General features: G+C 41.4%; 23 protein-coding genes and 2 tRNA genes. 10 read left to right on the top strand and 15 right to left on the bottom strand.

Annotated features, from left to right (window positions below; genetic code table 11):
* Positions 1-25 precede the first annotated feature (25 nt).
* From groL to G498_RS0101555, 9 genes are all read right to left on the bottom strand, one after another.
* Positions 26-1,657 carry a chaperonin GroEL gene (gene groL, locus G498_RS0101595; RefSeq protein ID WP_026979529.1) on the bottom strand — a complete coding sequence of 544 codons (1,632 nt, stop codon included), beginning with the start codon at positions 1,655-1,657 and terminating at the stop codon, positions 26-28.
* Positions 1,658-1,755: 98 nt separating this feature from the next.
* On the bottom strand, positions 1,756-2,031 hold the full coding sequence (locus G498_RS0101590) for a co-chaperone GroES (RefSeq protein ID WP_026979528.1): 276 nt from the start codon (positions 2,029-2,031) through the stop codon (positions 1,756-1,758).
* A gap of 141 nt (positions 2,032-2,172) precedes the next feature.
* Positions 2,173-2,547, bottom strand: a complete 375-nt coding sequence (gene secG / locus G498_RS0101585) for a preprotein translocase subunit SecG (protein ID WP_026979527.1) — start codon at positions 2,545-2,547, stop codon at positions 2,173-2,175.
* 11 nt (positions 2,548-2,558) lie between these two features.
* The gene (locus tag G498_RS0101580; protein ID WP_026979526.1) at positions 2,559-3,464 is read right to left on the bottom strand and encodes a tetratricopeptide repeat protein; all 906 of its coding nucleotides are present in this window, start codon (positions 3,462-3,464) and stop codon (positions 2,559-2,561) included.
* Positions 3,465-3,479: 15 nt separating this feature from the next.
* Complete coding sequence (lptE, locus tag G498_RS0101575) at positions 3,480-3,983, bottom strand: LPS assembly lipoprotein LptE (RefSeq protein WP_026979525.1); 504 nt, start codon at positions 3,981-3,983, stop codon at positions 3,480-3,482.
* Positions 3,984-4,006: 23 nt separating this feature from the next.
* Positions 4,007-5,263, bottom strand: coding sequence for a sigma-54 interaction domain-containing protein (locus G498_RS0101570; protein WP_026979524.1), 1,257 nt, complete (start codon positions 5,261-5,263; stop codon positions 4,007-4,009).
* 41 nt (positions 5,264-5,304) lie between these two features.
* On the bottom strand, positions 5,305-6,753 hold the full coding sequence (gene miaB, locus G498_RS0101565) for a tRNA (N6-isopentenyl adenosine(37)-C2)-methylthiotransferase MiaB (protein ID WP_026979523.1): 1,449 nt from the start codon (positions 6,751-6,753) through the stop codon (positions 5,305-5,307).
* 157 nt (positions 6,754-6,910) lie between these two features.
* Positions 6,911-7,954: a site-specific tyrosine recombinase/integron integrase gene (gene xerA / locus G498_RS0101560; RefSeq protein WP_026979522.1), complete on the bottom strand. Its 1,044-nt coding sequence runs from the start codon at positions 7,952-7,954 to the stop codon at positions 6,911-6,913.
* A 35-nt stretch (positions 7,955-7,989) separates the two neighbouring features.
* Positions 7,990-8,292 carry a helix-turn-helix domain-containing protein gene (locus G498_RS0101555; protein WP_026979521.1) on the bottom strand — a complete coding sequence of 101 codons (303 nt, stop codon included), beginning with the start codon at positions 8,290-8,292 and terminating at the stop codon, positions 7,990-7,992.
* A 205-nt stretch (positions 8,293-8,497) separates the two neighbouring features.
* On the opposite strand from G498_RS0101555, the gene topA reads away from it, so the two are divergent.
* The 7 genes from topA (at position 8,498) to G498_RS0101520 (ending at position 18,119) form a co-directional block, all read left to right on the top strand.
* Positions 8,498-10,999, top strand: coding sequence for a type I DNA topoisomerase (gene topA / locus G498_RS0101550; protein WP_026979520.1), 2,502 nt, complete (start codon positions 8,498-8,500; stop codon positions 10,997-10,999).
* A 6-nt stretch (positions 11,000-11,005) separates the two neighbouring features.
* A complete protein-coding gene (locus G498_RS0101545) occupies positions 11,006-12,154 on the top strand; it encodes a formimidoylglutamase (RefSeq protein WP_026979519.1) in 1,149 nt (382 codons plus the stop codon).
* A gap of 140 nt (positions 12,155-12,294) precedes the next feature.
* Positions 12,295-13,701 (top strand): T9SS ring complex lipoprotein PorK/GldK, encoded by a 1,407-nt coding sequence (porK, locus tag G498_RS0101540; protein WP_026979518.1) that lies wholly within the window; start codon positions 12,295-12,297, stop codon positions 13,699-13,701.
* A gap of 57 nt (positions 13,702-13,758) precedes the next feature.
* Positions 13,759-14,397, top strand: a complete 639-nt coding sequence (gene porL, locus G498_RS0101535) for a type IX secretion system motor protein PorL/GldL (protein ID WP_026979517.1) — start codon at positions 13,759-13,761, stop codon at positions 14,395-14,397.
* 47 nt (positions 14,398-14,444) lie between these two features.
* Positions 14,445-15,986, top strand: coding sequence for a type IX secretion system motor protein PorM/GldM (porM, locus tag G498_RS0101530; RefSeq protein ID WP_026979516.1), 1,542 nt, complete (start codon positions 14,445-14,447; stop codon positions 15,984-15,986).
* 41 nt (positions 15,987-16,027) lie between these two features.
* Positions 16,028-17,005: a type IX secretion system ring subunit PorN/GldN gene (gene porN, locus G498_RS0101525; protein WP_026979515.1), complete on the top strand. Its 978-nt coding sequence runs from the start codon at positions 16,028-16,030 to the stop codon at positions 17,003-17,005.
* Between the two features lie 58 nt (positions 17,006-17,063).
* Positions 17,064-18,119, top strand: a complete 1,056-nt coding sequence (locus G498_RS0101520) for an NAD(P)/FAD-dependent oxidoreductase (protein ID WP_026979514.1) — start codon at positions 17,064-17,066, stop codon at positions 18,117-18,119.
* Between the two features lie 6 nt (positions 18,120-18,125).
* Here G498_RS0101520 and G498_RS0101515 read toward each other — a convergent pair whose 3' ends face one another.
* Positions 18,126-18,515, bottom strand: coding sequence for a DUF983 domain-containing protein (locus G498_RS0101515; protein WP_026979513.1), 390 nt, complete (start codon positions 18,513-18,515; stop codon positions 18,126-18,128).
* A gap of 66 nt (positions 18,516-18,581) precedes the next feature.
* Here G498_RS0101515 and G498_RS0101510 point away from each other — a divergent pair, with 66 nt between their 5' ends.
* Positions 18,582-20,489, top strand: a complete 1,908-nt coding sequence (locus G498_RS0101510) for an ABC-F family ATP-binding cassette domain-containing protein (RefSeq protein ID WP_026979512.1) — start codon at positions 18,582-18,584, stop codon at positions 20,487-20,489.
* Between the two features lie 115 nt (positions 20,490-20,604).
* On the opposite strand, the gene G498_RS0101505 is transcribed toward G498_RS0101510, so the two are convergent.
* From G498_RS0101505 to G498_RS0101485, 5 genes are all read right to left on the bottom strand, one after another.
* Positions 20,605-21,750, bottom strand: a complete 1,146-nt coding sequence (locus G498_RS0101505; RefSeq protein ID WP_117616538.1) for a GNAT family N-acetyltransferase — start codon at positions 21,748-21,750, stop codon at positions 20,605-20,607.
* A 58-nt stretch (positions 21,751-21,808) separates the two neighbouring features.
* A complete protein-coding gene (locus G498_RS0101500) occupies positions 21,809-22,297 on the bottom strand; it encodes a DUF1761 domain-containing protein (protein ID WP_026979510.1) in 489 nt (162 codons plus the stop codon).
* Positions 22,298-22,475: 178 nt separating this feature from the next.
* Positions 22,476-22,928, bottom strand: a complete 453-nt coding sequence (locus G498_RS0101495) for a KTSC domain-containing protein (RefSeq protein WP_035744693.1) — start codon at positions 22,926-22,928, stop codon at positions 22,476-22,478.
* Positions 22,929-22,977: 49 nt separating this feature from the next.
* Positions 22,978-23,050: transfer RNA gene (locus tag G498_RS0101490), tRNA-Met, on the bottom strand.
* Between the two features lie 32 nt (positions 23,051-23,082).
* Positions 23,083-23,155: transfer RNA gene (locus tag G498_RS0101485), tRNA-Met, on the bottom strand.
* Positions 23,156-23,273: 118 nt separating this feature from the next.
* Between G498_RS0101485 and era the strand changes: the two genes are divergently transcribed.
* Complete coding sequence (gene era, locus G498_RS0101480) at positions 23,274-24,158, top strand: GTPase Era (RefSeq protein ID WP_026979508.1); 885 nt, start codon at positions 23,274-23,276, stop codon at positions 24,156-24,158.
* A gap of 119 nt (positions 24,159-24,277) precedes the next feature.
* Positions 24,278-25,588: a ribosome biogenesis GTPase Der gene (gene der, locus G498_RS0101475; RefSeq protein ID WP_026979507.1), complete on the top strand. Its 1,311-nt coding sequence runs from the start codon at positions 24,278-24,280 to the stop codon at positions 25,586-25,588.
* The last annotated feature ends 73 nt before the right edge of the window (positions 25,589-25,661 follow it).

Here is a 25,661-nt window from a genome sequence, read left to right as displayed (position 1 = left end):
AAATAAATGTCATAATAAAAAAATATTACATCATGCCTGGCATTCCGCCGCCCATTGGCATTCCGCCTCCGGCATTTTCTTCTTTGATTTCCACCAAAGCACATTCGGTAGTTAAAATCATTCCGGAAACCGATGCGGCATTTTCCAAGGCCACACGGGTTACTTTTTTCGGATCGATAACTCCGGCTTTCAGCATGTCTACGTATTCGTCGGTTTTGGCGTTGTATCCGAAGTTGTCTTTTCCTTCCGCTACTTTTGCCACCACAACTGAACCTTCTAAACCTGCGTTTTCCACGATGGTTCTCAAAGGCGCTTCCACCGCACGGGCTACAATCTGAATTCCGGTTGCTTCGTCAGCGTTGTCGGCTTTTACTTTGTCAAGTACTTTTTTGGCTCTTAATAAAGCCACACCACCACCGGCAACTATTCCTTCTTCCACTGCGGCTCTTGTGGCGTGTAAAGCATCGTCTACGCGGTCTTTTTTCTCTTTCATTTCCACTTCGGAAGCGGCTCCAACGTAAAGTACGGCAACTCCTCCGGCTAATTTAGCCAAACGTTCCTGTAGTTTTTCACGGTCGTAATCCGAAGTAGTGGATTCCATCTGTGCTTTGATCTGGTTCACGCGGTTTTTAATCATTTCCGCTTCCCCGGCGCCGTTTACGATGGTTGTATTGTCTTTGTCGATGGTTACTTTTTCTGAAGTTCCCAGCATTTCCAAAGTCGCGTTTTCAAGGTTGTATCCGCTTTCTTCCGAAATTACGGTTCCGCCGGTTAAGATGGCGATGTCTTCCAACATGGCTTTTCTTCGGTCTCCGAATCCTGGCGCTTTTACCGCGGCGATTTTTAAAGCACCACGCAATTTGTTCACCACCAAAGTGGAAAGGGCTTCACCATCAACATCTTCAGCGATGATTAATAGCGGTTTTCCGGATTGGGCTACCGGTTCTAAAATCGGCAGTAATTCTTTTAAAGAGGATACTTTTTTGTCGTATAATAAAATGTAAGGGCGTTCTAATTCCACTTCCATTTTTTCGGTGTTGGTTACGAAGTAAGGCGATAAATAACCGCGGTCGAACTGCATTCCTTCCACCACATCCACGTAAGTGTCGGTTCCTTTGGCTTCTTCCACCGTGATTACACCTTCTTTGCCAACTTTTCCGAAAGCGGTTGCAATTAAATCCCCGATAACATCGTCGTTGTTAGCAGAAATCGAAGCCACTTGTTTGATTTTATCCGTAGAAGAACCCACTTCTTTGGCCTGTTTGCCCAAATCGGCAACGATGGCTTCCACCGCTTTGTCGATTCCGCGTTTTAAATCCATCGGATTAGCTCCGGCGGCTACGTTTTTCAATCCTTCTTTAACGATGGCTTGTGCTAAAACGGTAGCTGTTGTGGTTCCGTCACCGGCTAAATCGTTGGTTTTGGAAGCTACTTCTTTTACCATTTGTGCCCCCATGTTTTCCAAAGCGTCTTTCAGTTCCACTTCTTTCGCAACCGAAACCCCGTCTTTGGTAACGGTTGGTGCTCCGAAAGATTTAGAAATGATTACGTTACGGCCTTTGGGTCCTAAAGTTACTTTTACTGCATTGGCCAAGGCGTCTACGCCGCGTTTTAAACCGTCGCGTGCTTCAATGTCGAATTTAATATCTTTTGCCATAGTTTATTAATTAAGAATTAAGATTTTAGAATTAAGAAAAATTGCAAGAAAGATCTATAAATTAGAAATTTTCTGATTTCTGAACTCTAATTTCTGATTTAGATGATTGCAAGGATGTCGTCCTCACGCATGATTAAATAATCTTTCCCTTCAAATTTCAAATCGGTACCGGCGTATTTTCCGTAAAGAACCGTGTCGCCAACTTTTACAGTCATGGCGTGGTCTTTTGTGCCGTTTCCAACAGCTACAACTGTTCCTTTCTGCGGTTTTTCTTTAGCAGTGTCCGGAATGATGATTCCTGAAGCGGTTTGTGTTTCTGCAGCGGCAGGTTCCACCAAAACGCGGTCTGAGAGAGGTTTGATTTTTAATGCCATAATTATATGTTTTATGTTATTATTAATTGGATGCATGGCTAATTTCAGAAATTGTGCCAAGGCTTTTAAACTGACAAATTTACCAAATAAAAATGCCAGCACTGACAGGCTGGCATTTTTTGTGTAAGCGTATAGCTTAAATTATTTTTTTGCTTCATCTGTTACAGCCGGTTGTGCTGCATCAGGAGTTGTGGCAGGGGTTTCCTGTTTAGCGTCTGTTGCTGCCGGAGCTGTTGTGGCAGCAGGGGCAGGAGTGCTTCCGTCGATTAATTTAGAACCGTTGTCGCTTAATGCTCCTGTGAAACTTAAGCTGGATAATAAAATCAACACGATTAACAAACCGGCCAATGTCCAGGTGCTTTTATCTAAGAAGTCATTTGTTTTCTGTACACCACCCATCATTTGTGATCCGCCGATAGCAGAAGACAAACCTCCGCCTTTAGGATTCTGCACCATAATAACTACCACAAGTAAAAAACAAACGATTGTGATTAACACTAAAAAAATTGAAAACATATTCTAAATCTTTAATTATTATTTTGTTGTAAAAGTCTGATATCCGAAATTCGGTCTGCAAAGAAACTACTTTTTTCCGGATATTTCAAAATTAAAATTTCATAAGCTTGGATGGCTTTCTGATATTTTTTTTGTTCCAGATATACTTTGGCCAGTGTTTCCGTCATTAAATAAGAGTTTTCCTGTGTGGACTTCTCAATGTTAACAGGGGCTACCGGAGCATTTTTAACCGGAACTATTTTTGGATTCGATTCGATAAATTTGTCGATTAGATCTATTTTTTTCTTTTTTTCTTCGTCAATTTTAGGGGTTTCCGGAGTGTTTTCCCTGTCAATTGGGGTAAATCTGGTCAGTTGCAGCCATTCCTGAAATGAATGTTTTTCCTCTTTTGAAAAATCCAGCGGTTTGCCGATTTCGAGTTTTTCTTCAAGAGTGGGCTGCTCTTCCGAAATGGTACTAACTTGTTTTTCAGAAGTTTCAACAGTAGCTGTTAACGGACTTTCAGGTTCTTGTTCTGTTTCCGGTTCGGCAATCTGAATGGAAGAAAGGATGGATTGTTCTAATGGATTTGTTTTCGCTTGAACCTCGATTTTATCCGATACCACAATCTTGTACTGATTTACAATGATGTCGTTGATAGCGGCCTCTTTTTCTTCCAGAAAAGCCTTTTGTATGGAAACAAATCCTTCCGAGGTAATGAATTCAAACAAGACACTGCGGTCGGTGGTATAAGCTGCCGTTTTCTTTAATTCCTGATTGTAGCGAAAACTGTTCTGGTTGTAAAGCCCTTTAAGATGCAACGCACGAGCCGACTGGAAATACGGGAATTGTTCCAGAACTGTTTCCAGTTCGATGGTCTGTCTTCCGTTGATTGCCTCAGGTTTGCGGATTAAATATGTTAAATCGTGTACGTTCAATCGTTGCAGTTTAAATTACCATTTTGCTAAGGAAGCATTAAAAATATCCTGAGTGATGCGTTCGAAAATTTCGTCCAATGCGGTTGTAAGTCTTGAGCCTACAAGCTGATCATTAGCCGGAAAATCATGGTAAAACGAAAATCTTTTTTCAAAATCATCATCTGGTTTTTTCTTGTTTGTAAAACGGACGATTACCGTTATAGTAAGACGGTTTTGGGCAGCCAACTGATTGGCGGTGGCGGTCATGGGTGTGATGCGGTATTCGGTAATTTCGCCTTCATACACCAAATCGCCATTGTTATTGGTAAGATTCAGATTGGTCTGATTCTGAAGAATTTCCTGTAATTTTAGCGTAAAAGTTCTTTCAATTCCGGGTTCAATTAAAGCGGCATTGTTCTGAAAGTAGTTTACCTGAAAGGTTTTAGCGTCGATTTTACCCGTTCCCGTAAAATTGTAATAGGAGCAGGAGGTAATGCTGAGCAATACAAAAAAGGCAATTATAGCGTGTAATTTTTTCATTTGATTCTAAAACCTCAAATATACTATAAATCAAATTGTTTTATCTTTCGGTACAGCGTTCTTTCGGAAATTCCCAATTCATCAGCGGCAGCTTTGCGTTTTCCTTTGTTGCGTTCCAGAGCTTTTTTGATGAGTTCGATTTCTTTTTCGTCCAAACGAAGCGAGTCCTCTTCTTCCACGGTTTCGGCAAAAAGATAGTTTTGGTCGTCATCGTCGTCAAATTCTTCCTGCTGGTGCCGTTCCTGAACCGGAATCGCGTTGAGGGATTCTTCAAACGGAATTTCACTGTCTTCTTTCTGACCGTATATACGCTGAATCAGGGTTTTGTTGCTTTCCTGCACGTTTTTCGCATTGCCGTTTTGCAGCAAATCCAAGGTTAGTTTTTTCAGGTCGTTCAGATCGCTTTTCATGTCGAAAAGGATTTTGTACAGAATTTCCCTTTCGGAACTAAAGTCACTTTCTGGTTTTTTTCCGATTACCGAAGGTAGAGTGCTGCTCTCCATTGGTAAATAAGAAGCCAGCGTTGCCGCCGTGATGTCGCGGTTGGTTTCCAGAACCGAAATCTGCTCGGCTACGTTGCGCAACTGACGGATGTTTCCGCTCCAACGGTATTTGATTAAATATTGCACCGCATTGTCATCTAATTTAATCGGCGGCATTTTGTATTTGTGTGCAAAGTCGGAAGCAAATTTCCGGAACAGTAAATGAATGTCATCTTTGCGTTCGCGAAGAGGCGGTAAACTGATTTCCACCGTACTCAGACGATAATACAAATCTTCGCGGAACTTCCCTTTCTCAATAGCTTCCTGCATGTTAACATTCGTAGCCGCTACAATCCTTACATTGGTTTTCTGAACCTGGGAAGAACCCACTTTAATGAACTCGCCGTTTTCCAGAACACGCAACAATCGTACTTGCGTGGTTAGCGGCAATTCGCCTACTTCGTCTAAGAAAATGGTTCCGCCGTCTGCTACTTCAAAATACCCTTCGCGGGTGGAAGTTGCGCCGGTAAACGATCCTTTTTCGTGTCCGAACAATTCACTGTCGATGGTGCCTTCCGGAATCGCACCGCAGTTTACGGCAATGTATTTTCCGTGTTTGCGGTGGGAAAGCGAATGAATGATTTTCGGAATACTTTCTTTACCCACACCACTTTCTCCCGTTACCAATACGGAAATATCGGTCGGGGCGACTTGAATGGCTTTTTCAATCGCACGGTTGAGTTTCGGGTCGTTTCCGATAATCTCAAAGCGTTGTTTTATGGCTTGAACGGATTCCATTTTTATTTTACTTAATTCTAATTTATCTGGAGCGTGTGCTTTTAATTCATTTCAGTTGAATACCCAACCGCTTCACCTATTAAGGTAGCCGAAGTACAATCACTGATTTTTACCAGAACGAAATCGCCCGGTTTGTAATTTTCTTTCGGGAAAACCACTACGGTGTTTTGCGAGTTTCTTCCGCTCCAGTGTGCATCAGAACGTTTCGATTCTTTTTCAACCAATACTTCAACAGTTTGACCGATGAAACGTTGTGCGCGCTCTAAAGATGTTTTTTGTTGCAAATCGATGATTTCATTCAGACGACGTTTCTTAACTTCTTCCGGTACATCATCTTCCATTTTTCGGGCGGCCAAAGTTCCCGGTCTTTCCGAGTAAGCGAACATGAATCCGAAATCGTATTTCACGTATTCCATCAGGCTCAACGTATCCTGGTGGTCTTCTTCTGTTTCGGTAGGGAAACCGGAAATTATATCCTGTGACAAGGAAATGTCCGGGATGATTTCATAAATTTTATCTACCAGTGCTATATACTCTTCGCGAGTGTGCTGACGGTTCATTTCTTTTAAAATGCGGGTGCTTCCCGATTGTACCGGCAAGTGAATGTATTTGCAGATGTTGTGGTGTTTCGCCATCACTTCAATTACTTCCACATTCATATCCTGCGGGTTGGATGTCGAGAAACGGAAACGCATTTTCGGGAACTGGGTGGCACACAGGTCTAATAACTGTGCGAAATCCACCGCTGTTGCTTTCTGCATTTCGGTGGCTTTGTCGAAATCTTTTTTCAGTCCGCCGCCGTACCAAAGATAACTGTCTACGTTTTGGCCTAAAAGTGTGACTTCTTTGAAGCCTCGGTTCCATAAATCCTGAATTTCCTCTAAAATGGATTGCGGTTCGCGGCTGCGTTCCCGTCCGCGGGTAAACGGAACGACACAGAACGTACACATGTTGTCACAACCACGGGTGATGGAAACAAACGCTGTTACACCGTTGCTTTGCAGACGAACCGGAGAAATGTCCCCATAGGTTTCGTCTTTGGATAAGATTACGTTGATGGCATCGCGGCCTTCATCCACATCTTTTAAAAGATTCGGAATGTCTTTGTAAGCGTCCGGACCGACTACCATGTCTACGATTTTTTCTTCTTCGAGGAATTTGCTTTTCAGGCGTTCTGCCATACAGCCCAAAACACCCACTTTCATTCCGGGGTTGATTTTCTTTACGGCATTGTATTGTTCCAAACGTTTGCGTACAGTTTGTTCGGCTTTGTCGCGAATCGAACAAGTGTTTACCAATACCAAGTCGGCCTCCTCAAGGTTTTGAGTGGTGTTGTATCCTTCATTCGCCAAAATGGAAGCTACAATCTCACTGTCGGAGAAATTCATCTGACAGCCGTAACTCTCGATAAAAAGCTTCTTCTGGTTTTCCGTTTTCTGTTCCATTACAAGGCTGGTACCTTGCTTGTTTTCTTCGATAATCTTTTCCATAAATCACTTCAAAGTGTAAAAATCAGTCCGCAAAGATAATACTAAATTTGACTTTCTGACAAGATGGCAGATTTGTTTAACATATTATATAGGTTCCTGTTTTGAAAATCGAGGTTGTCTTTCGCAGCAACAGTGTTTGTGGTTCGCAAATCGCTATTTATAAATCATCGAAAGGGCTTTTAATTTGTTGCAGGCTTTTGGTGCTCACATGAGTGTAAATTTCCGTGGTTCGGCTGCTGTTATGACCTAAAAGTTCCTGAATGTATCGCAAATCTGTGCCGCTTTCAAGCAGGTGTGTGGCATAACTGTGTCGCAACCAGTGCAGAGTAACCGGTTTAGTAATCTTGGTTTTCTCAAGCGATTGCTTTAAAACACTCTGAAGGCTTTGTTCGGAATATTTTTCGCCTTTTCCCTGTCCTTCAAAGAGCCAGTACGAAGGTTTGTAAAACGAATAATACGTTCTCATCAGGGTCAGGACTTTTCCGGTAAAGGGTACAATGCGGTCTTTCTTGCCTTTGGATTGCCGGATGATCAGTACATTTCTTTTGGAATCGATGTCGTTAAGGGTTAAATTCAGGAGTTCGCTTCGTCGCAGGCCACACGCATAAATGAGGCTTAGCATGGCCCGATGCTTTATGTTGATTGGGGCTTCCAGAATTTGTTTCACTTCTTCCTTGCTTAACACGTTGGGTAATTTCTTTTCCCGTTTCGGACGGTGAATCAGTTCCGGATCTATTTCTTTGTTTTGAATGGTTCTGAAAAAGAGTTTGATGGCATTCACAATCTGATTCTGAAAAGAAGCCGACAGTCTGTTTTTAATGATGTACTCATTATTATAGGTAATCACATCTTCATTGGTTATGGAAGTTATAGGCTTAGTGTTGTAGAAAACCAAAAAAGAGCGCAATGCCTCGGCATACGTTTTCAGGGTATTTTCACTGTACCGTTTGGAGCGCAAATACTTTTTAAACTTTTCAATTGCCTGAAAGCCTTCTTCTGAGGGAAGTAATTCGTTTTTAAGTTTCAGCCGAAACCGTATGCGGTATTCTTCTGTATCAGGAAGATGCCATATTCTTAAATCGTAGCTCCAACGGGAACCTTTAAGGGCTCTTATTCGGGCAATGGTGTCAGGATTTTTTTCAAAGACAACCCCTATGCGACTTTCACCATTTATATGGATTAATCTGGCTTCCCACTTCATCTTTTTGGCTTGTATTTGTATAATTTGGAATAAGATTATTCTTTGTTTTTTGTGAAATAACGCGCTTTTTCTTCGGCGACTTTTAGTATTTCTTCAAAATTTTCTTGTTCGTACAATACGCTTGCGATTTGGTCGCTGAGCCAGGAAGTAATGAGTGTTTTCTTGGCTATTCCGTAAAATTCGGCAAACTTTTCCACCTGTTCTTTAGACGGTTTTCGGTCGCCCCGTTCGAACTTGCTGATGATGGCCTGGTCAATCTCCAAAGCGGCGGCAACCTGTCGTAAAAGAAGTCCTTTTTCTTCGCGGGCCTTTCTGATTATATCTCCAAAAGAATCCATATGACAAATGTTGTTTTGACAAATTTAGTCAAAAAAATAATAACATCAGATTTTTCTTCAAAATATTTTTCGGATTAAAAAGAAACATGCGACGTTGAGAGTGATGGCCGCGTATAACTTATAATCGATAAAATGTGTTTTTAAAAATGGCAAAGACGCAATATTTAAAAAATTCCTATACTTTTGCGGTTCAAATTAAGTGTAAATGGCAAAGAATTTAGTAATCGTTGAGTCGCCTGCCAAGGCAAAAACCATTGAGAAATTCCTGGGGAAAGATTATCAGGTGGAGTCCAGTTACGGACACATTGCGGATCTTCCGTCTAAGGAAATCGGAGTGGATGTAAACAATAATTTCAAACCGAAATATGAAGTGTCCTCCGATAAAAGAGCCTTGGTGAAAAAACTCAAAGATTTGTCTAAATCGGCTGAAACCGTTTGGTTGGCTTCCGATGAGGACCGCGAGGGAGAGGCTATTGCATGGCACTTGGCGGAAGAACTGAAACTGGATGAAAAAAAGACCAAACGTATTGTTTTTCATGAGATTACGAAATCGGCAATTCAGAAAGCCATCGAAAATCCGCGCGGTATCGACTATAACCTGGTCAATGCACAGCAGGCGCGAAGAGTGTTGGATCGATTGGTGGGCTACGAATTGTCACCAGTGCTTTGGAAAAAAGTAAAGGGCGGTTTGTCGGCCGGTCGTGTGCAATCCGTTTCCGTTCGTCTGATTGTAGAACGCGAAAGAGAAATCCAGAATTTCAAGGCAGAAGCATCCTATAGCGTAACGGCAGAATTCACTAACGAAGCCGGAAAAACTTTCAAATCCAAATTGCCTAAAAATTTTGTAACTAAACAGGAAGCGGAAAACTTCTTAAAACAAAATGTAGGTTCTTTATATAAGGTGTCGGATTTAGAAACCAAACCGACTAAAAAATCACCGGCCGCACCGTTTACCACGTCGACTTTACAACAGGAAGCAGCGCGAAAACTGTATTTTCCGGTTGGCGTTACGATGATGATGGCGCAACGTTTGTACGAAGCCGGATTGATTACTTATATGAGAACGGACAGTGTGAACCTTTCCAACGAAGCGATGGCAGCTGCAGAGACAGAAATCATTAAATCTTACGGTAAAGAATTCAGTAAACCGAGAAACTACGCTACAAAATCCAAAGGAGCCCAGGAAGCTCACGAGGCGATTCGTCCTACGGATATGTCCCGTCATTCGGTAGATATTGACCGCGATCAGGCGCGTTTGTACGATTTGATCTGGAAAAGAACCCTAGCTTCCCAAATGAGTGACGCGCAATTAGAGCGCACCAATGTGAAAATTGAAGCCAACAATCATAAAGAACTATTTGCAGCAACCGGTGAAGTCATCAAATTTGAAGGCTTCCTGAAAGTGTATCTGGAAGGCCACGATGATGAAGAAGAAGAACAGGAAGGCATGTTGCCGGCCTTGCATGTGGGTGAAAAATTAAGCAACAATTATATTACGGCTACCGAGCGTTTTTCAAGACCACCGGCCCGCTACACAGAAGCTTCTCTGGTAAAGAAATTGGAGGAGTTGGGCATCGGACGTCCGTCTACCTATGCGCCGACGATTTCTACCATCATCAACAGAAACTATGTGGAAAAAGGGAACTTTGAAGGACAGGAGCGCAAATATCAGGTGCTTACCCTGAAAGGTGCAGACATAAAAACACAGGAGCTGAAAGAAAATGTAGGTTCCGATAAAGGGAAATTAGTGCCTACGGATATCGGAATCATTGTAACCGATTTTTTGGTTAAGAATTTCGAAGCCATTTTAGATTACAATTTTACCGCGAAAGTAGAGCAGGACTTTGACGAAATCGCAGAAGGGAATATCGAATGGGCCAAAATGATGAACGATTTCTACAATCATTTTCATCCGATTGTCTCCAAAGTGGAAACCACGGCAGAACGAGAAACCGGGGAGCGTATCTTAGGCGTGGATCCGAAATCGGGTAAACAGGTTTCGGTTCGTTTGGGGAAATTCGGACCCATGGCCCAGATTGGGGATATCGACGATGAAAACAAGCAATTCGCGAGCCTGCGTCCGGAACAGAATATCGGAAATATTACTTTGGAAGAAGCGCTTAATCTGTTCCTGCTTCCTAAGATATTAGGAACTTATAAAGGTGAAGAGGTGGAAGTGAACAATGGACGTTTCGGACCGTATGTCCGTTTCGGCAAAACCTTTATTTCCCTTCCGAAAGGTGAAGAGCCGTTAGATGTTACCTTTGAGCGTGCCGCCCAACTGATTCAGGAAAAAGAACAAGCCGATGCGCCAATTGCTGTATATAAAGGTATGGAAGTGCAGAAAGGTGTCGGTCGTTTTGGGCCTTTCATCAAATGGAACGGCATCTTTATCAACGTAAGTAAAAAATACAATTTCGACAATTTGTCGGAATCCGATATTGCAGAACTGATTGAAGACAAACTGCAAAAAGACATCGATAAGGTCATTCACAATTGGGAAGATGAAGGTATTCGCGTGGAAAAAGCCCGTTGGGGACGTTCGGTTATCCTGAAAGGAAAAATCAAAATCGAACTGAGTAAAGATGTTGATGCGTCTAAAATGACTTTGGAGCAGGTAAAAGAACTTATCGAGAAGAAGGCGCCGGCCAAGAAAACTGCGGCTAAAAAGACAACGGCGAAGAAAACCACTGCTAAAAAGAAATAAAAAAGTATGGTATTTGATTTTTTTCAGCCTTTGGAAGATGATTTTTTGGAATTCATCGGAAGCTTGAGTCATCAGGCATTAGGCAAAAAAGTTGTTTTTCACAGTGCTACCGATTTTCCGAATATCGAAAAGGCGACTATTGCAATTATCGGCGTTTTGGAGAATAGGGGATTAGGGCAGTCGGAAAGTGAAATAGATTTGCATCATATCCGTAAAGAATTTTACAGCCTGTTTCCCGGGAATTGGCATGCTCAGATTGTAGATTTGGGGAATATTGCGCCGGGAAATACCATGGAAGACACTTATTATGTGTTGAAAACGGCGATTGCCGAATTGGTGAAAAACAAGGTGATTCCATTGGTAATAGGAGGCTCGCAAGATCTGACATATGCTATGTATCGCGCGTATGATGTGTTGGAACAAATGGTAAATGTGGTAGCCATCGACAGTAAGTTTGATTTTGCTAAAGAGCAAAGTCCTGCGGCACATTCGTATTTGTCCAAGATGATCGTGGAAGAACCGAACAATCTCTTTAACTACAGTAATATTGGGTATCAGACCTATTATAATTCTCAGGAGGAAATAGATTTGATTGAAAAATTGTATTTTGATGCCTACCGTTTGGGGGAAGTTTGTAATAATTCCGCCATTGCAGAGCCGGTTTTTCGTGATGCCGACCTGGTTACCCTAGACCTAAATGCAATAAAATCGTGTGATTCTGGAAATTTTGTGAATTTTATGCCTAATGGATTCAACGGAAAAGAAATTTGTGTACTTTCGCGCTATTCTGGTATTAGTGACAAAGTCAGTGCGTTTGGTGTTTTTAATCATAACGGCACACAGGCAGAGTCGGTGCTGATTGCCCAGATATTGTGGTATTTTGTTGAAGGATATCATTATCGCTCCAGGGAATATCCATACGGAAGTAAGGAAGATTATCTGAGGTATATTGTTCCGTTGGAAGATGAAGAATTGATCTTCTATAAGAGCGATAAAACGGAGAGATGGTGGATTGAAGTGCCTTTTTTAACAAATATTAACAATAAAATAAAAAGAAGTACGTTATTACCATGTACCTATGAGGATTATGTTGGTGCAACCAATCAGGAAATACCGGAAAGGTGGTGGAAAGCACAAAAAAAGAATTTAATTTAAGCAGTAGTAATTGCTGTATATTGTTGAAAATTGGCGAAAATTGTTTTTTTAAGTTTTTTTTAGGAAAAAAATTGTTTTTTTGAAAATAAATAAATAGGTTTACGCCCTTAAAAATGTGTATATAATTAACCCAAATTTATATGAAGAAGTTCATAGCGTTAACAGCACTTTTATCATTATTCGTTAGCAGCTGTCACAAGAACGACAGAGGAGAGCTAGTAGGAGTTAAAGGAAGGAAATGGCATCCAGAGAAGCCGTTTGGAATGACTTTGGTTCCTGGAGGCGCCTTTATTATGGGTAAATCAGACGATGATTTGGCCAATGTTGGTGATGCTCCGACAAAAACTGTTACAGTTCGTTCCTTTTATATGGATGAAACGGAAATCACAAATAGTGAGTATCGTCAGTTTGTAGAATGGGTGAAAGATTCAATCATCAGAACTCGTTTGGCTATTTTGGCAGATGAGCAAGGACAAAAGCCTGGTTCCGGTAACGGAGGAAAAGGCGGAAGTATTGGTGATTTTGCATTTAAAGATCAGGATCCGGCAAAAATGTCTGCGTACGATAAATATATGTATGAGAACTATTATAGTGTGGGGACAGATGAAGATCCTTATGCTGGAAGGCGTTTGAATAGAAAAGTTAAATTGCATACCGATGTTCAGAAATATCCTGATGAGTATTATGTTGAAGTAATGGATTCTTTGTATTTACCTGCGTCTGAGTCGTATAACGGGTTAAGAACATTTGATGTTTCGAAGTTGCAATTCCGATATACTTGGATGGATATTCAGGCTGCGGCTAAAGACAAATCGGTTGGAAGTAGCAGAACGAAGAGAAGTAAGTTTATCAAAACGGAAAGCATTCAGATTTATCCGGATACAACGGTTTGGATTAAGGACTTTGCTTACTCTTATAATGAGCCAATGCATAACGATTACTTCTGGCACCAAGCGTATGGAGATTATCCGGTGGTTGGAGTGTCTTGGAAGCAGGCGAAAGCGTTTTGTGCTTGGAGAACTTTGAACAAGAACTCTTATATTAAAAAGAGAAAAGGTAGAGATCAGGTGAACTCTTTCCGTTTGCCAACAGAGGCAGAGTGGGAATATGCTGCCAGAGGTGGTCTGGAGTCAGGTACTTATCCTTGGGGAGGTCCTTATGCTAAAAATGACAGAGGTTGTTTCTTGGCTAACTTCAAGCCTAATCGTGGGGATTACGCGGCGGATGGAGCCTTGTATACTGTTGAGGCAAAATCATATGAGCCAAATGAATTTCACTTGTATAATATGGCAGGTAACGTTGCGGAGTGGACGGATTCTTCTTATGACCCGGCAGCTTATGAATATGTTTCTACTATGAATCCTAACGTGCCGGATTTGTCTAACCAAAGAAAAGTGACTCGTGGTGGTTCTTGGAAAGATGTAGCGTATTTCTTGCAGGTGAGTACTCGTGATTATGAATATGCAGATTCTGCAAGATCATATATCGGATTTAGAACAGTTCAGGATTATATGGGAACTAGTAATACTGCAACTGAGCCGAAATAAAAACAGAAAAAATTAACCAATTTTTTATATTAACTTAACTAACTAAATTTATTTATTATGGCATTATTACCAAAAAAAGTTATGAACTTCGCCTACGGTATGGGGGCGGCAGTAGTTATCGTTGGAGCATTATTTAAATTGATGCACTGGCCTGGAGCTGGTCCAATGTTGATTATCGGTCTATTGACAGAAGCGGCTATTTTCGGTTTGTCTGCGTTTGACCCGGTTGAGAAAGAATTAGATTGGACTTTGGTTTATCCTGAATTAGCAGGTGGAGAAGTTACAAAAAGAGATGCCAAAAAAGGTGAAAACCCAGCAGAAGCTCAAGGTTTATTATCTCAGAAATTAGACAATATGTTAAAAGAGGCTAAAATTGACGGCGAGTTAATGGCTAGCTTAGGAAACAGCATTAAAAACTTTGAAGGAGCTGCTAAAAATATGGCGCCAACTGTGGATGCTATTGCTTCTCAAAAGAAATATGCTGAAGAGATGGGATTGGCTGCTGCTCAGTTAGAAAGCTTAAACAGCATGTATAAAATTCAGTTAGAGAGTGCGTCTCGTAATGCAGAAATCAATAAAGAAGTTGCAGAAAACAACTTGAAATTGAAAGATCAAATGCAATCATTGGCTGCTAACTTATCTTCATTAAACAACGTATATGGCGGAATGCTTTCTGCAATGAGTAACAGAGGCTAATTAGTTTCATTATTATTTTATTTAATCTTATAAACTAATTAGAAGAAATGGCAGGAGGAAAATTAACCCCTAGACAGAAGATGATTAACCTAATGTACTTGGTTTTCATCGCGATGTTGGCATTAAACATGTCAAAAGAAGTATTAACTGCTTTTGGTAATTTCAATGACAAATTTGACGAGTCAAACAAATTAACAGAGCAGTCCAATGAAACTTTATTGTCTGCTTTAAATACTAAAGCAAGTGACGAGCCTGCGAAATATGGTGAGTCTGCTAAAAAAGCACAAGAAGTTTCCAGAATTTCTAAAGAGTTTACGGCTTTCTTAGAAAAAGTTAAAGCTGAAGTTACTGAAGGAATTGAAGTTGATAAGGAAACTGGGAAATTACCTTTCGAGGCAATGGATAAGTCTACTATCGATGAGAAATGGTTTGCCGGTGACGGTTACAGTGCAAGAGGTACTGAAATTGTTTCAAAAATCGACAAGTATGTTGCTGATATTAAAAAAGTATTAGGAAACGATGTAAAATACGGTCCTTTTATTAAAGAGATTGAGAAAAAATTCTCAACAGCTGATATTACAGACAGAGAGGGAGTAAAGAAAAAATTCTTAGATTATAAGACTAAAGGATTCCCTGCAGTTTCTACTTTAACATTGTTTACGTCTATGCAAAACGATGTTAAAAATACAGAGGCTGGTGCTTATAACTTATTCTTAGGAAACGCTTTGAAACAGGCTGCTTCTATGAAAAACTTCCAGGCAATTGTTGTATTAGAGAAAAATGCATATTTCCAAGGGGAAGAGGTTAAAGGTAAAGTGGTTTTAGGCCGTTATGACGCAAACACTCAGCCAACTTCTTTCAAAGGACCTGGTAAAATCGAAAACGGACAAGCAGTTATCTCGATGACGGCTGGTGGTGTTGGAGAACAAAACATCTCAGGAGAATTTGGTTTCTTGGAAGACGGAAAAGAAATTCCATTGAAATTCGAAGGGAAATATGTGGTTGTGCCTCGTCCTAATTCAGCTAACATTTCTGCTGATAAAATGAATGTGGTGTATAGAGGTTTACCTAACCCGATGACAATTTCATTCGCAGGTATTGCTGAGGATAAAGTTACAGCTTCTGCTCCTGGATTAACATCTACTGGAAAAGGTAAATATAACTTAAACCCTGGTTCTGGTACAGAAGTGACTATTACTGCTACTGGTAAATTACCTGATGGTAAAACAGTATCGGATAAGAAAGTTTTCCGTATCAAAAATATTCCGCCTCCTTTTGGTGCAATCGGTGGAACAACTGGAACAGTGAAAGGATCTAAGTCACGTTTAGAAGTGTCTCAGGTTTCTGCTAAATTGGAAGACTTCTTGTATGACTTAAACTTCCAAGTAACGCAATTTACATTTAAAGTTCCTGGTCAGCCGGCAGTTATTGTAAATGGAGACAGAGTAAACGCACAGTGTAAAGCTGCTTTAGCCAGAGCTGGTCGTGGAGATGTGGTAACTATCTCTGATATTAAAACAAAAATTGTTGGTGTTACTGCTAACATTGTGACAGGTAAAACAGCTCCGGTTGTATACGAAATTCAATAATGTTTAAGTACCCCAGCTTAAATAACCTTTAAATTTTGAACATGAAATTGAGAAAATTTTTAGTAGTATTTTTCGCAGTAGCAGGAGGTTATACTTCTTTTGCGCAGTCGAACCTTTTAAATGCCAAAACTCCTGATGAGATTGGTAAAAAAACAGCTGCTCAGATGAATGCGGATAATGATAAGCCGTTGCCTTACGGATATGTGCATGATCGTGATGTATTGATGGGAAAAACAACTTGGGAAATCATCGACTTAGATGAAAGAGTTAATTTTCCTTTATACTATCCAATCGATACTGCTAATATTGGTAAAGACAGACGTTCTTTATTTGATGTTCTTTTAAAAGGTATCAAAAGCGGAAGAATCACAGAGGTGTATGGTGATGATTATTTCACAACCAAAAAGACACTGAAGGATATGGAATCTTCTTTTTCTTATATCGATACCACTCAGGCAGGTAGGGATGAGATTAATACTTACTATGAGGATTATTTCCCACAGCCGCAAACTGTTAAAGAAAAGGTTAACGGAAAATGGGTTACCAAAACTGTTCCTGGAACAGCTAAAAGAGTGTTAGATCCTCAGTTTATAGATAAAAGAGATTTAACAGCTATTGATATTTCAGGATATAAAGTTAAAGGTTACTGGTATTTTGACAAGCGTCAAGGCGAGTTGAAATACAGAATGTTGGGAATCTGTCCGGTTTCTCCTGAAGCTAGAGATATTGGAAATGACAATGCTGACGTTATTGAATTGTTCTGGGTGTATTTCCCTTCAATCCGCGACGTTTTACACGAAGCAAAGGCTTTCAACGACAGAAACTCTGCTATGCCTATGACGTTCGACCACTTGTTAAATGCGCGTCGATTCAGCGGTGTTATTTACAAAGAAGAGAACGTATACGGAGACAGAACCATCGAGCAGTACATGAAAGAAAATGCTCAGATGCAATTGTTAGAATCCGAGAGAGTAAAAGAGAAAATCCGCAACTTCGAAATGGATATGTGGAATTACTAAAATTCTCAAATTATAGAAAAACTCCTGTCAATCGGCAGGAGTTTTTTATTTTTGTACCATGACAGAGTATCTTATAGTAGGTTCCGGTTTGGCCGGAATTTCGTTTGCCGAAACGGCTTTTTTACATGACAAGACTTTTCGCGTAATAGACGACTTTCGTTTTTCTTCTTCCAAAGTAGCTGCCGGATTGTACAATCCGGTAATCCTGAAACGCTTCAGTCAGGTTTGGAAAGCCACGGAACAGCTTCACTACGCCTTGCCTTTTTACAAAAGGATTGAAGAAAGACTCCATTGTAAGTTTGATTTTACCATGCCGGTGTACCGAAAGTTTGCCTCCATTGAAGAACAGAACAACTGGTTTCAGGCTGCCGACAAGCCCAAACTTTCCCCATTTCTGGCAACCAAAATTATTACCAGGCAATTTTCAGGAATTGAAGCGGAATACGGTTACGGTGAAGTTTTGCACACAGGCTATGTAGACACAACGGTTTTGTTGTCAACTTACAATGCTAAACTTGAAGAGCAAGGGTTGTTGTTTCGGGAAGCGTTTAGGTATCCCGATTTGATTTTTCACGAAGATTATGTGGAATACCATTCCCAGCAGTATAGAAAAGTAATTTTAGCCGACGGATTTGGCTTAAAAGGGAACCAGTACTTCAATGATTTGCCCTTAGACGGAACCAAGGGAGAACTAATCATCATAAAAGCTCCAGGGTTGGATTTAGACGTGGTTTTAAAATCCAGCGTATTTATTCTGCCGATGGGGAACAACTTATTTAAAGTAGGTGCCACCTACAATTGGGACGATAAAACCGATCTGCCAACCGAAGAAGGTAAACAGGAATTGGTGGCAAGCCTGAAAGAAATCATCTCCTGTGATTTCGAAGTCGTAGACCATTTCGCCGGAGTCCGTCCAACCGTTAACGACAGAAGACCGTTAGTAGGTACACATCCCGACCACAAGAATCTCCATATTCTGAACGGATTGGGAACACGCGGCGTTATGCTTGGTCCTTGGCTAGCCAAAGAACTGTTCGAGCATCTTGAATCGGGAGCCGAGTTAGATCCGCAAATCGATGTGAAGCGTTTTTATAAAAAAAGAGGAGCTAACTAAGCTCCTTTATGGTTGTTGGTTTTTCCAGTTTTTGTCGTAGTGGATAAAAAAATTAATCCAGATGTTGCGGGACAATCGCATGATTACCGGCATAAAAACAATTAAAGTAGCGATAATAGCAATGAAAGCCGTTTTTAAATTTGTTCCGATAAACAAATAGCTGATTATAAAAGCCGCAACACCAAAAGCAATTCCAACACCGTAGCTTACATACATGGCGCCGTAAAAGAAAGAAGGTTCAATTTTATATCGGGTGTGGCAATGGCTGCAGGTGTCATGCATTTTGAAAATATTCCCCAAGTGGTAAGGATTTTGGTCCAGGTACATGCTTTCTTCCTGACATTTAGGACAACTTCCTGTTAAAATGCTGTTGAGTTTCGATCCTTTTTTTAACATTTGCAAAAAATTTCAGTAAAGGTACTTTATTTTCAGAATTGCCTTGGTAACATTAGTCACAAAAATATGCTTAATATTCACAATTTGTCGGTTTCTTTTGGAGGAACGTATTTGTTTGAAGAAGTAACGTTTCGTTTGGGAGCGGGCGATCGTGTTGGTCTTGTCGGGAAAAACGGCGCCGGAAAATCCACCATGCTGAAAATTATCTCGCGCGACATGCAGCCCGATACCGGAAGCATTGCCACCGAAAAAGAAGTGCGCATCGGCTTTCTGCGTCAGGACATTGATTTTGTTCAGGGCCGAACCGTGTTGGAAGAAGCGTATCAGGCTTTTGAGGAAATCAAGCAGGCCGAATTCAAAATGGATGAAATCAACCATCAGCTGGCCACCCGAACCGATTACGAAAGCGCCGAATATTCCGAACTGATCGAACAGTTAAGCGATGTGACCCATCATTACGAAATTTTAGGCGGCTACAACTACGTGGGCGACACCGAAAAAATCCTTTTGGGCTTAGGATTCAAACGAGAAGAATTCAACAACCTAACTGATACCTTTTCCGGCGGATGGCGCATGCGTATTGAATTAGCAAAATTATTACTGCAGAATAACGACATTTTATTGCTGGATGAGCCAACGAACCACTTAGACATCGAAAGTATCATCTGGCTGGAAGGGTTCTTAAAATCGTTTCCGGGCGTGGTAGTAATCATTTCCCACGACAAAATGTTCCTGGATAACGTGACAAACCGTACCATAGAAATTTCTTTAGGAAAGATTTACGACTACAACAAACCGTATTCCCAATATTTAGTGCTGCGTCAGGAAATCCGTGAAAAGCAGTTGGCCACACAAAAGAATCAGCAGAAGAAAATCGAGGAAACCGAAAAACTAATCGAAAAATTCCGCGCCAAAGCCTCCAAAGCTTCGATGGCACAATCGCTTATCAAGAAACTGGACAAGGTGGAGCGCATTGAAGTGGATGAAGACGACAATTCGGTGATGAGCATTTCCTTTCCGGTTTCCGTAACGCCGGGCAGGGTAGTAGTGGAAGCCGAGCACGTGACTAAAAAATACGGAGACAAAACCATCCTGAAAGACATTTCCCTTTTAGTGGAACGCGGCAGTAAAATAGCCTTCGTAGGACAGAACGGACAGGGGAAATCCACGTTTGTAAAAGCCATTCTGAATGAATTCGAATACGAAGGCAATATTAAATTAGGACACAATGTTCAGGTAGGGTATTTTGCCCAAAACCAAGCTGAATATCTCGACGGCGAAAAAACCTTATTGGACACCATGACCGAGGCCGCCACCGACACCAACCGTTCCAAAGTACGCGATATGTTAGGGGCTTTCTTGTTTCGTGGAGACGATGTGGAGAAAAAAGTAAAAGTACTGTCCGGAGGGGAACGCAACCGTCTGGCGCTTTGTAAACTGCTTTTACAGCCGTTTAACGTGTTAATCATGGACGAGCCGACGAATCACTTAGACATCAAATCGAAAAACGTTTTAAAAGCCGCTTTACAGCAATTTGAGGGGACGCTGCTGTTGGTGTCCCACGACCGTGATTTCCTTCAGGGTATGGCAAACATTGTTTACGAATTCAAAGACCAGAAAATCAAGGAATACTTGGGCGACATCAACTTCTTCTTGGAGCAGCGCAACGTGCAGAACATGCGTGAAGTCGAAAAGAAAGACGTGGTAGTCAAAGAAACGCCGAAAGAAAACAAAGCCTTGTCTTACGAAGATCAGAAGAAAAACAAATCACTTCAGAATAAACTAAGCAAAATCGAAAGCCAGATCCAACAACTGGAAACCGACATACAGAAAGACGACAAAGCACTTGTGGAAAACTACGAAAAACTAATGCAGGATGCCTCGTTTTTTGCGGCTTACGAAAAGAAAAAGAAAGACTTGGATCAATTGCTCGAAGACTGGGAAAACGTTCAGATGGAATTGGAAGCGCAGTAAAATTTGGAGCCAAACGTCCGGGCAGCGAATAAGCCATTTTCCCGCTGTCCGCTCTACGCGGTGCCGCTCCCATCGGGGCTAAAGGACAACTTTGGGAACTTTTTGAACGTCGGTTTTATTTAAAAGGGTGGCGCTGTTGCCATTGGGCTTCCGGTTCCAGATTGGTAAAAATCTTTCCGATGTATTGGTTAATCAGCCCGTTGCGATGGTAAATGAATCCGGACATTCTCACCGGTTCGGCCCCAACGGAACTTTTAATTTCCAAAGCCGTTCTTCCGAAAATGATTTTTTTGTAGCCTTTTTCAATCCCGAATTCCGTCATGTTGTACAGCATGTTCAGGTACAGCATTTTTTCTTTCTGTATTTCCGAATCGTAGCCTAAGAAATACGTTTCCAGCACCGTTCCGTTCAGCAGTAAGGTGTGAAACCCGACTAATTTTTCCTCCATAAAATAACCCACCAGTACAAATTGCTCGTTCAGTTGCTTTTTAAAAGTCGAAAAATGGTTCTTAGCCAGGAAAAACGTGTTGAACGGCGCGTTTTTGGCCACATGGTGGTACAACTCGTAAATCCGTTCTTCGTTTGCGGTAATTTCCTCAAGACTCAGTTCTTTGGTGAGAACCCTGTCACATTTCTTACGTGCCCGTTTGTACTGATCGCGGTATTTTTTGGAAAAAGCCGCTACATAATCGTCTTTGGTTTTCCAGTCGTCTGAAAGCCTGAAAATCATGTTGGGCTGCGTGTTGAATTCGTAGATGTTTTTGAAATCAAAACGTTTCAATGCATCGGCGCAATACGGGTAAAAATCCTTAAACGAAACCAAGTGAATGTTGATTCGGTTCTTTTTGAAATACCCTATAATTGCCTCGGCACATTCCACCAAAACCCTGCTGATGTGTTCAAAATCAATTTCTTTGTTGAAGGTATACCCGTTTTGTCCGGTAATCATATTGTTGCCCAAAAACAGCACATGCGACGCGAAGTTCTTAAAAACGAAATTCCGGACGGCGGTTTTTAAACATTTGTCCCGTTCCCCAAATGATTCCAGTTGGTTCAGATTTAAGTATTGCGCCAACGCCACGCCAATCAGTTCGGAGTTTTCAAAAATGCCGATGTAAAAACACTGCATGTTGGTCGGGGCCGAAGTTTCGAGTACTTTCAGATACGGCGTTTGCAGAAAAGCATTGGCTATAGCCACGTCGTCCCAGTTTTTGGGGAGCTCTGAAATTTTCGAATAAATCGTGAAAGTGGTCGTGCTCAAAATCAAAAAAATCGCCCTACAAAGGTAGAGCGATTGTGCTATAATAAAATGTTAATTCTTACTCCCATCCGCAGATAATCGCTCCCATAATAGTTAGGGAAACAATCCAATAGCCGGCATTTACTAAAATATATTTCCAGGATTTCTGCTCAAAAAGTGCGTTGATGGCTGTAATCGGCAAGGCGATGAACAATCCCGCAAAGAAACCATGAAAAGCGCCATGTTTGAAGGTGCGGAAAGCATCACCGTAATCGGCCATAAAAGCGGCATAAGAAGGTTTGGCAGTTTCAATGAATTCCGGCCCGCCAATCATACCCAAAGCACTCATTTGGTGAATGGTTAACGCAGGCAAAATGAAGGCCAGCATTAAGGAGTAAAAAATGGTTAAGCCGAAAACTTTTACCATGTTGCTTTGTTTGGCTTTTTCTTCGGTCATTCCGGTTTCGTTCATCCAGATGGTTCCGAAAACTTTAGGGCTGTACCACACGAATCCAACCAATAAAGTAACCAGAGCGGCTACCAATACTGCTAAGTAGTTAAATTCCATAAATTGTTTTGTTTTTGGTTATTCTCAAATTTAACAAATAAAAACAGATAACCAAAAAACCACCAACTTTTGTTGATGGTCTTTTTTTTTAAATATACAACAGATTTACAGATAGAAAATTCAGAGAATAAAAAATCTGCGAATCTGCGGTTGGATTAAATCTTTGAGAGAAAATGATTTATTCCGCTGCTACTAATTTACTGGCGCTGCGGTACAGAAATTCGTTGTAGATATGGCGTTTGGCAAAACGGTTCGGCGAATCCGCGTTAATCATTTTGTAGTAGGTGTTTTTCGGCACGCCAAAATACTCAAACTGATTGCCGTCCAAAAAGGAAATGTATAACACGCCGTTATCCATGTTAAATTCCAAAATTGACGAAGTGGTAGTGGTTTTGAGATATTCCTCTTTGTCTTTTTCCAGCGTTTCCGGCGCGATGCTTACCAAAAAGTGATACGCTTCGATGATTTGCTTGCTTCTCTCTTCTGCCGCCAAGCGCTCCACTGGATCAGCAACGGTATCCGGATGGTCTTCCTTCATGCTTTTTCTGTAAATCGTTTTCAGCTCTTTTAAAGTAGCGGTCTTGGTAACGTCCAGTAATTTTCGGTATTCGGCGATTTTCTTTGTATTCATGTTTTGTAAAATAAAAAAAAGCCACTCATTGCTGAGTGGCTTCATCTAGTAGCGGGAACAGGACTCGAACCTGTGACCTTCGGGTTATGAGCCCGACGAGCTGCCTACTGCTCTATCCCGCGCTGTACGGTTTGTATTCTCAATATTTTCTTAGTAGCGGGAACAGGACTCGAACCTGTGACCTTCGGGTTATGAGCCCGACGAGCTGCCTACTGCTCTATCCCGCGCTGTTTCGAGTGCAAAAGTACAACGATTATTTGAAAAAACAAGTTTTATTTAGAATAATATTGAATTATTTCGTCTATTCGGCTGATATGACTACCTTTGTACGCTAATTTTTTTACCATGTCGCACAAAGCAGGTTTTGTAAACATCATCGGAAATCCTAACGTTGGAAAGTCCACGCTAATGAATGCTTTCGTTGGGGAGCGCCTTTCCATTATTACGTCTAAAGCACAAACTACCCGACACCGTATTTTGGGAATTGTGAACGGAGACGATTTTCAGATTATGTTTTCCGATACTCCGGGGATTATAAAACCGGCGTATGAAATGCAGGAATCCATGATGAATTTCGTGAAGTCGGCCTTTGAAGATGCAGATATCCTGATTTACATGGTAGAAGTAGGCGAGAAGGAACTGAAAGACGAAGACTTTTTCAACAAAATCATCCATTCCAGAATTCCGGTGTTGTTGTTGTTGAATAAAATCGATAAATCGAATCAGGAACAATTGGAAGAACAAGTGAATTTGTGGAAAGAAAAAGTGCCGAATGCCGAAATTTTTCCGATTTCCGCCTTGGGAAACTTCAACGTAAGTGCCGTTTTTGACCGAATTCTGGAATTGTTGCCGGAATCGCCGCCGTATTATCCGAAAGACGCTTTAACTGATAAACCGGAGCGTTTCTTTGTAAACGAAACCATCCGCGAGAAAATCCTGTTGAACTACGATAAGGAAATCCCGTATGCGTGTGAGGTAGAAACCGAAGAATTCAAAGAAGACGACAACATCATCCGAATCCGTGCGGTGATTATGGTGGAGCGCGACACCCAGAAGGGAATTATCATCGGGCACAAAGGTTCGGCGATTAAAAAAGTCGGGATTCAGGCGCGCGAGGATCTGGAAAAATTCTTCGGAAAACAGATTCACATCGAAATGTTCGTGAAAGTGAACAAAGACTGGCGAAGCAACGCCTTTCAATTGCGCCGATTCGGGTACAATCAGAAATAAAATTAAGGTAAAAGGAAAGAGGAGTAAGGGATAAGATTTTTGCTTTTGCCTGATCCCTTTTCGCTTATCCCTTTCAACTTCAAGTTAATTAGCCTAACTTTGCACCAAAATAGCAGAAAATGAACAATATCGTAGCCATAGTCGGAAGACCAAACGTAGGGAAATCGACTTTTTTTAACCGTTTAATCCAGAGAAGAGAAGCCATCGTAGATTCGGTGAGCGGTGTGACGCGCGACAGAAATTACGGGAAAAGCGAGTGGAACGGAAAGGAATTTTCGGTAATCGATACCGGAGGTTATGTGAAAGGTTCCGACGATATTTTTGAAGGCGAAATCCGCAAACAGGTAGAATTGGCCATTGACGAAGCCGATGCAATTATTTTTGTAGTGGATGTGGAAGAAGGCATTACGCCAATGGACGAGGAAGTAGCCAAATTACTGCGCAAAGTAACCAAGCCGATTTTGTTGGCGGTCAATAAAGTAGACAACGCCATGCGTGAAAAAGACGCTGTGGAATTCTATAATTTAGGATTGGGTGAATATTTTACCATCGCCGGAATGAACGGAAGCGGCACCGGGGAATTGCTGGACGCGCTGGTAAAAGTGTTACCGGAATTGCCGGATGCGGTGGAAGAGGAAAATCCGTTACCGCGTTTTTGTGTGGTAGGACGACCGAATGCCGGAAAATCGTCGTTTATCAATGCCTTAATCGGAGAAGATCGTTTCGTGGTAACCGATATTGCCGGAACCACCCGCGACGCCATCGATACCAAATATAACCGTTTCGGATTTGAATTTAACCTAGTGGACACGGCGGGAATCCGCAGAAAAGCCAAGGTGAAAGAGGATTTGGAATTTTACTCCGTAATGCGTTCCGTGCGGGCGATTGAACATTCCGATGTTTGTATCCTGATGATTGATGCGACCCGTGGTTTTGAAGGGCAGGATCAGAATATTTTTTGGCTGGCCGAGAAAAACCGCAAGGGAATTGTGATTTTGGTCAACAAATGGGACTTGGTGGAAAAGGATACGATGTCGGCCCGTGATTACGAAGCGAAAATCCGCAAAGAGATTGAACCATTTACCGATGTGCCGATTTTGTTTGTGTCTGCTTTAACCAAACAGCGTTTGCTGAAAGCGTTAGAAACTGCGGTAGAAGTATATGAAAACCGTAAACAGCGTGTTTCCACTTCCAAATTCAACGAACTGATGCTGCCGATTATCGAGCGCACGCCGCCACCGGCTTTAAAAGGAAAATACGTGAAAATAAAATATTGTATGCAGTTGCCAACGCCAACGCCTCAGTTTGTGTTTTTTGCCAATTTGCCGCAGTATATTAAAGATCCGTACAAGCGTTTTATTGAAAATCAATTGCGCCAGCACTACAATTTTACGGGTGTTCCGATTGATATTTACTTCAGACAGAAATAAACTGTTAAAAATTTTAAAAAGAAACATTTTCTTACATAATAAAATCTTTATTTCGCGGTTTTAATGAGCAATC

The sequence above is a fragment of the Flavobacterium suncheonense GH29-5 = DSM 17707 genome, from assembly GCF_000430025.1.
GTDB lineage: Bacteria > Bacteroidota > Bacteroidia > Flavobacteriales > Flavobacteriaceae > Flavobacterium > Flavobacterium suncheonense.
This window is presented reverse-complemented; position numbering and strand designations above follow the sequence as displayed.

Coding starts and splice junctions, on each gene's coding strand:
- porN (WP_026979515.1), top strand. CDS start 16,028: ATGAAATTGAGAAAATTTTTAGTAGTATTTTTCGCAGTAGCAGGAGGT.
- G498_RS0101555 (WP_026979521.1), bottom strand. CDS start 8,292: ATGGATTCTTTTGGAGATATAATCAGAAAGGCCCGCGAAGAAAAAGGA.
- G498_RS0101500 (WP_026979510.1), bottom strand. CDS start 22,297: ATGGAATTTAACTACTTAGCAGTATTGGTAGCCGCTCTGGTTACTTTA.
- G498_RS0101545 (WP_026979519.1), top strand. CDS start 11,006: ATGGTATTTGATTTTTTTCAGCCTTTGGAAGATGATTTTTTGGAATTC.
- porK (WP_026979518.1), top strand. CDS start 12,295: ATGAAGAAGTTCATAGCGTTAACAGCACTTTTATCATTATTCGTTAGC.
- der (WP_026979507.1), top strand. CDS start 24,278: ATGAACAATATCGTAGCCATAGTCGGAAGACCAAACGTAGGGAAATCG.
- G498_RS0101515 (WP_026979513.1), bottom strand. CDS start 18,515: ATGTTAAAAAAAGGATCGAAACTCAACAGCATTTTAACAGGAAGTTGT.
- secG (WP_026979527.1), bottom strand. CDS start 2,547: ATGTTTTCAATTTTTTTAGTGTTAATCACAATCGTTTGTTTTTTACTT.
- porM (WP_026979516.1), top strand. CDS start 14,445: ATGGCAGGAGGAAAATTAACCCCTAGACAGAAGATGATTAACCTAATG.
- xerA (WP_026979522.1), bottom strand. CDS start 7,954: ATGAAGTGGGAAGCCAGATTAATCCATATAAATGGTGAAAGTCGCATA.
- G498_RS0101510 (WP_026979512.1), top strand. CDS start 18,582: ATGCTTAATATTCACAATTTGTCGGTTTCTTTTGGAGGAACGTATTTG.
- G498_RS0101570 (WP_026979524.1), bottom strand. CDS start 5,263: ATGGAATCCGTTCAAGCCATAAAACAACGCTTTGAGATTATCGGAAAC.
- G498_RS0101495 (WP_035744693.1), bottom strand. CDS start 22,928: ATGAATACAAAGAAAATCGCCGAATACCGAAAATTACTGGACGTTACC.
- porL (WP_026979517.1), top strand. CDS start 13,759: ATGGCATTATTACCAAAAAAAGTTATGAACTTCGCCTACGGTATGGGG.
- miaB (WP_026979523.1), bottom strand. CDS start 6,753: ATGGAAAAGATTATCGAAGAAAACAAGCAAGGTACCAGCCTTGTAATG.
- lptE (WP_026979525.1), bottom strand. CDS start 3,983: ATGAAAAAATTACACGCTATAATTGCCTTTTTTGTATTGCTCAGCATT.
- groL (WP_026979529.1), bottom strand. CDS start 1,657: ATGGCAAAAGATATTAAATTCGACATTGAAGCACGCGACGGTTTAAAA.
- era (WP_026979508.1), top strand. CDS start 23,274: ATGTCGCACAAAGCAGGTTTTGTAAACATCATCGGAAATCCTAACGTT.
- G498_RS0101590 (WP_026979528.1), bottom strand. CDS start 2,031: ATGGCATTAAAAATCAAACCTCTCTCAGACCGCGTTTTGGTGGAACCT.
- topA (WP_026979520.1), top strand. CDS start 8,498: ATGGCAAAGAATTTAGTAATCGTTGAGTCGCCTGCCAAGGCAAAAACC.
- G498_RS0101520 (WP_026979514.1), top strand. CDS start 17,064: ATGACAGAGTATCTTATAGTAGGTTCCGGTTTGGCCGGAATTTCGTTT.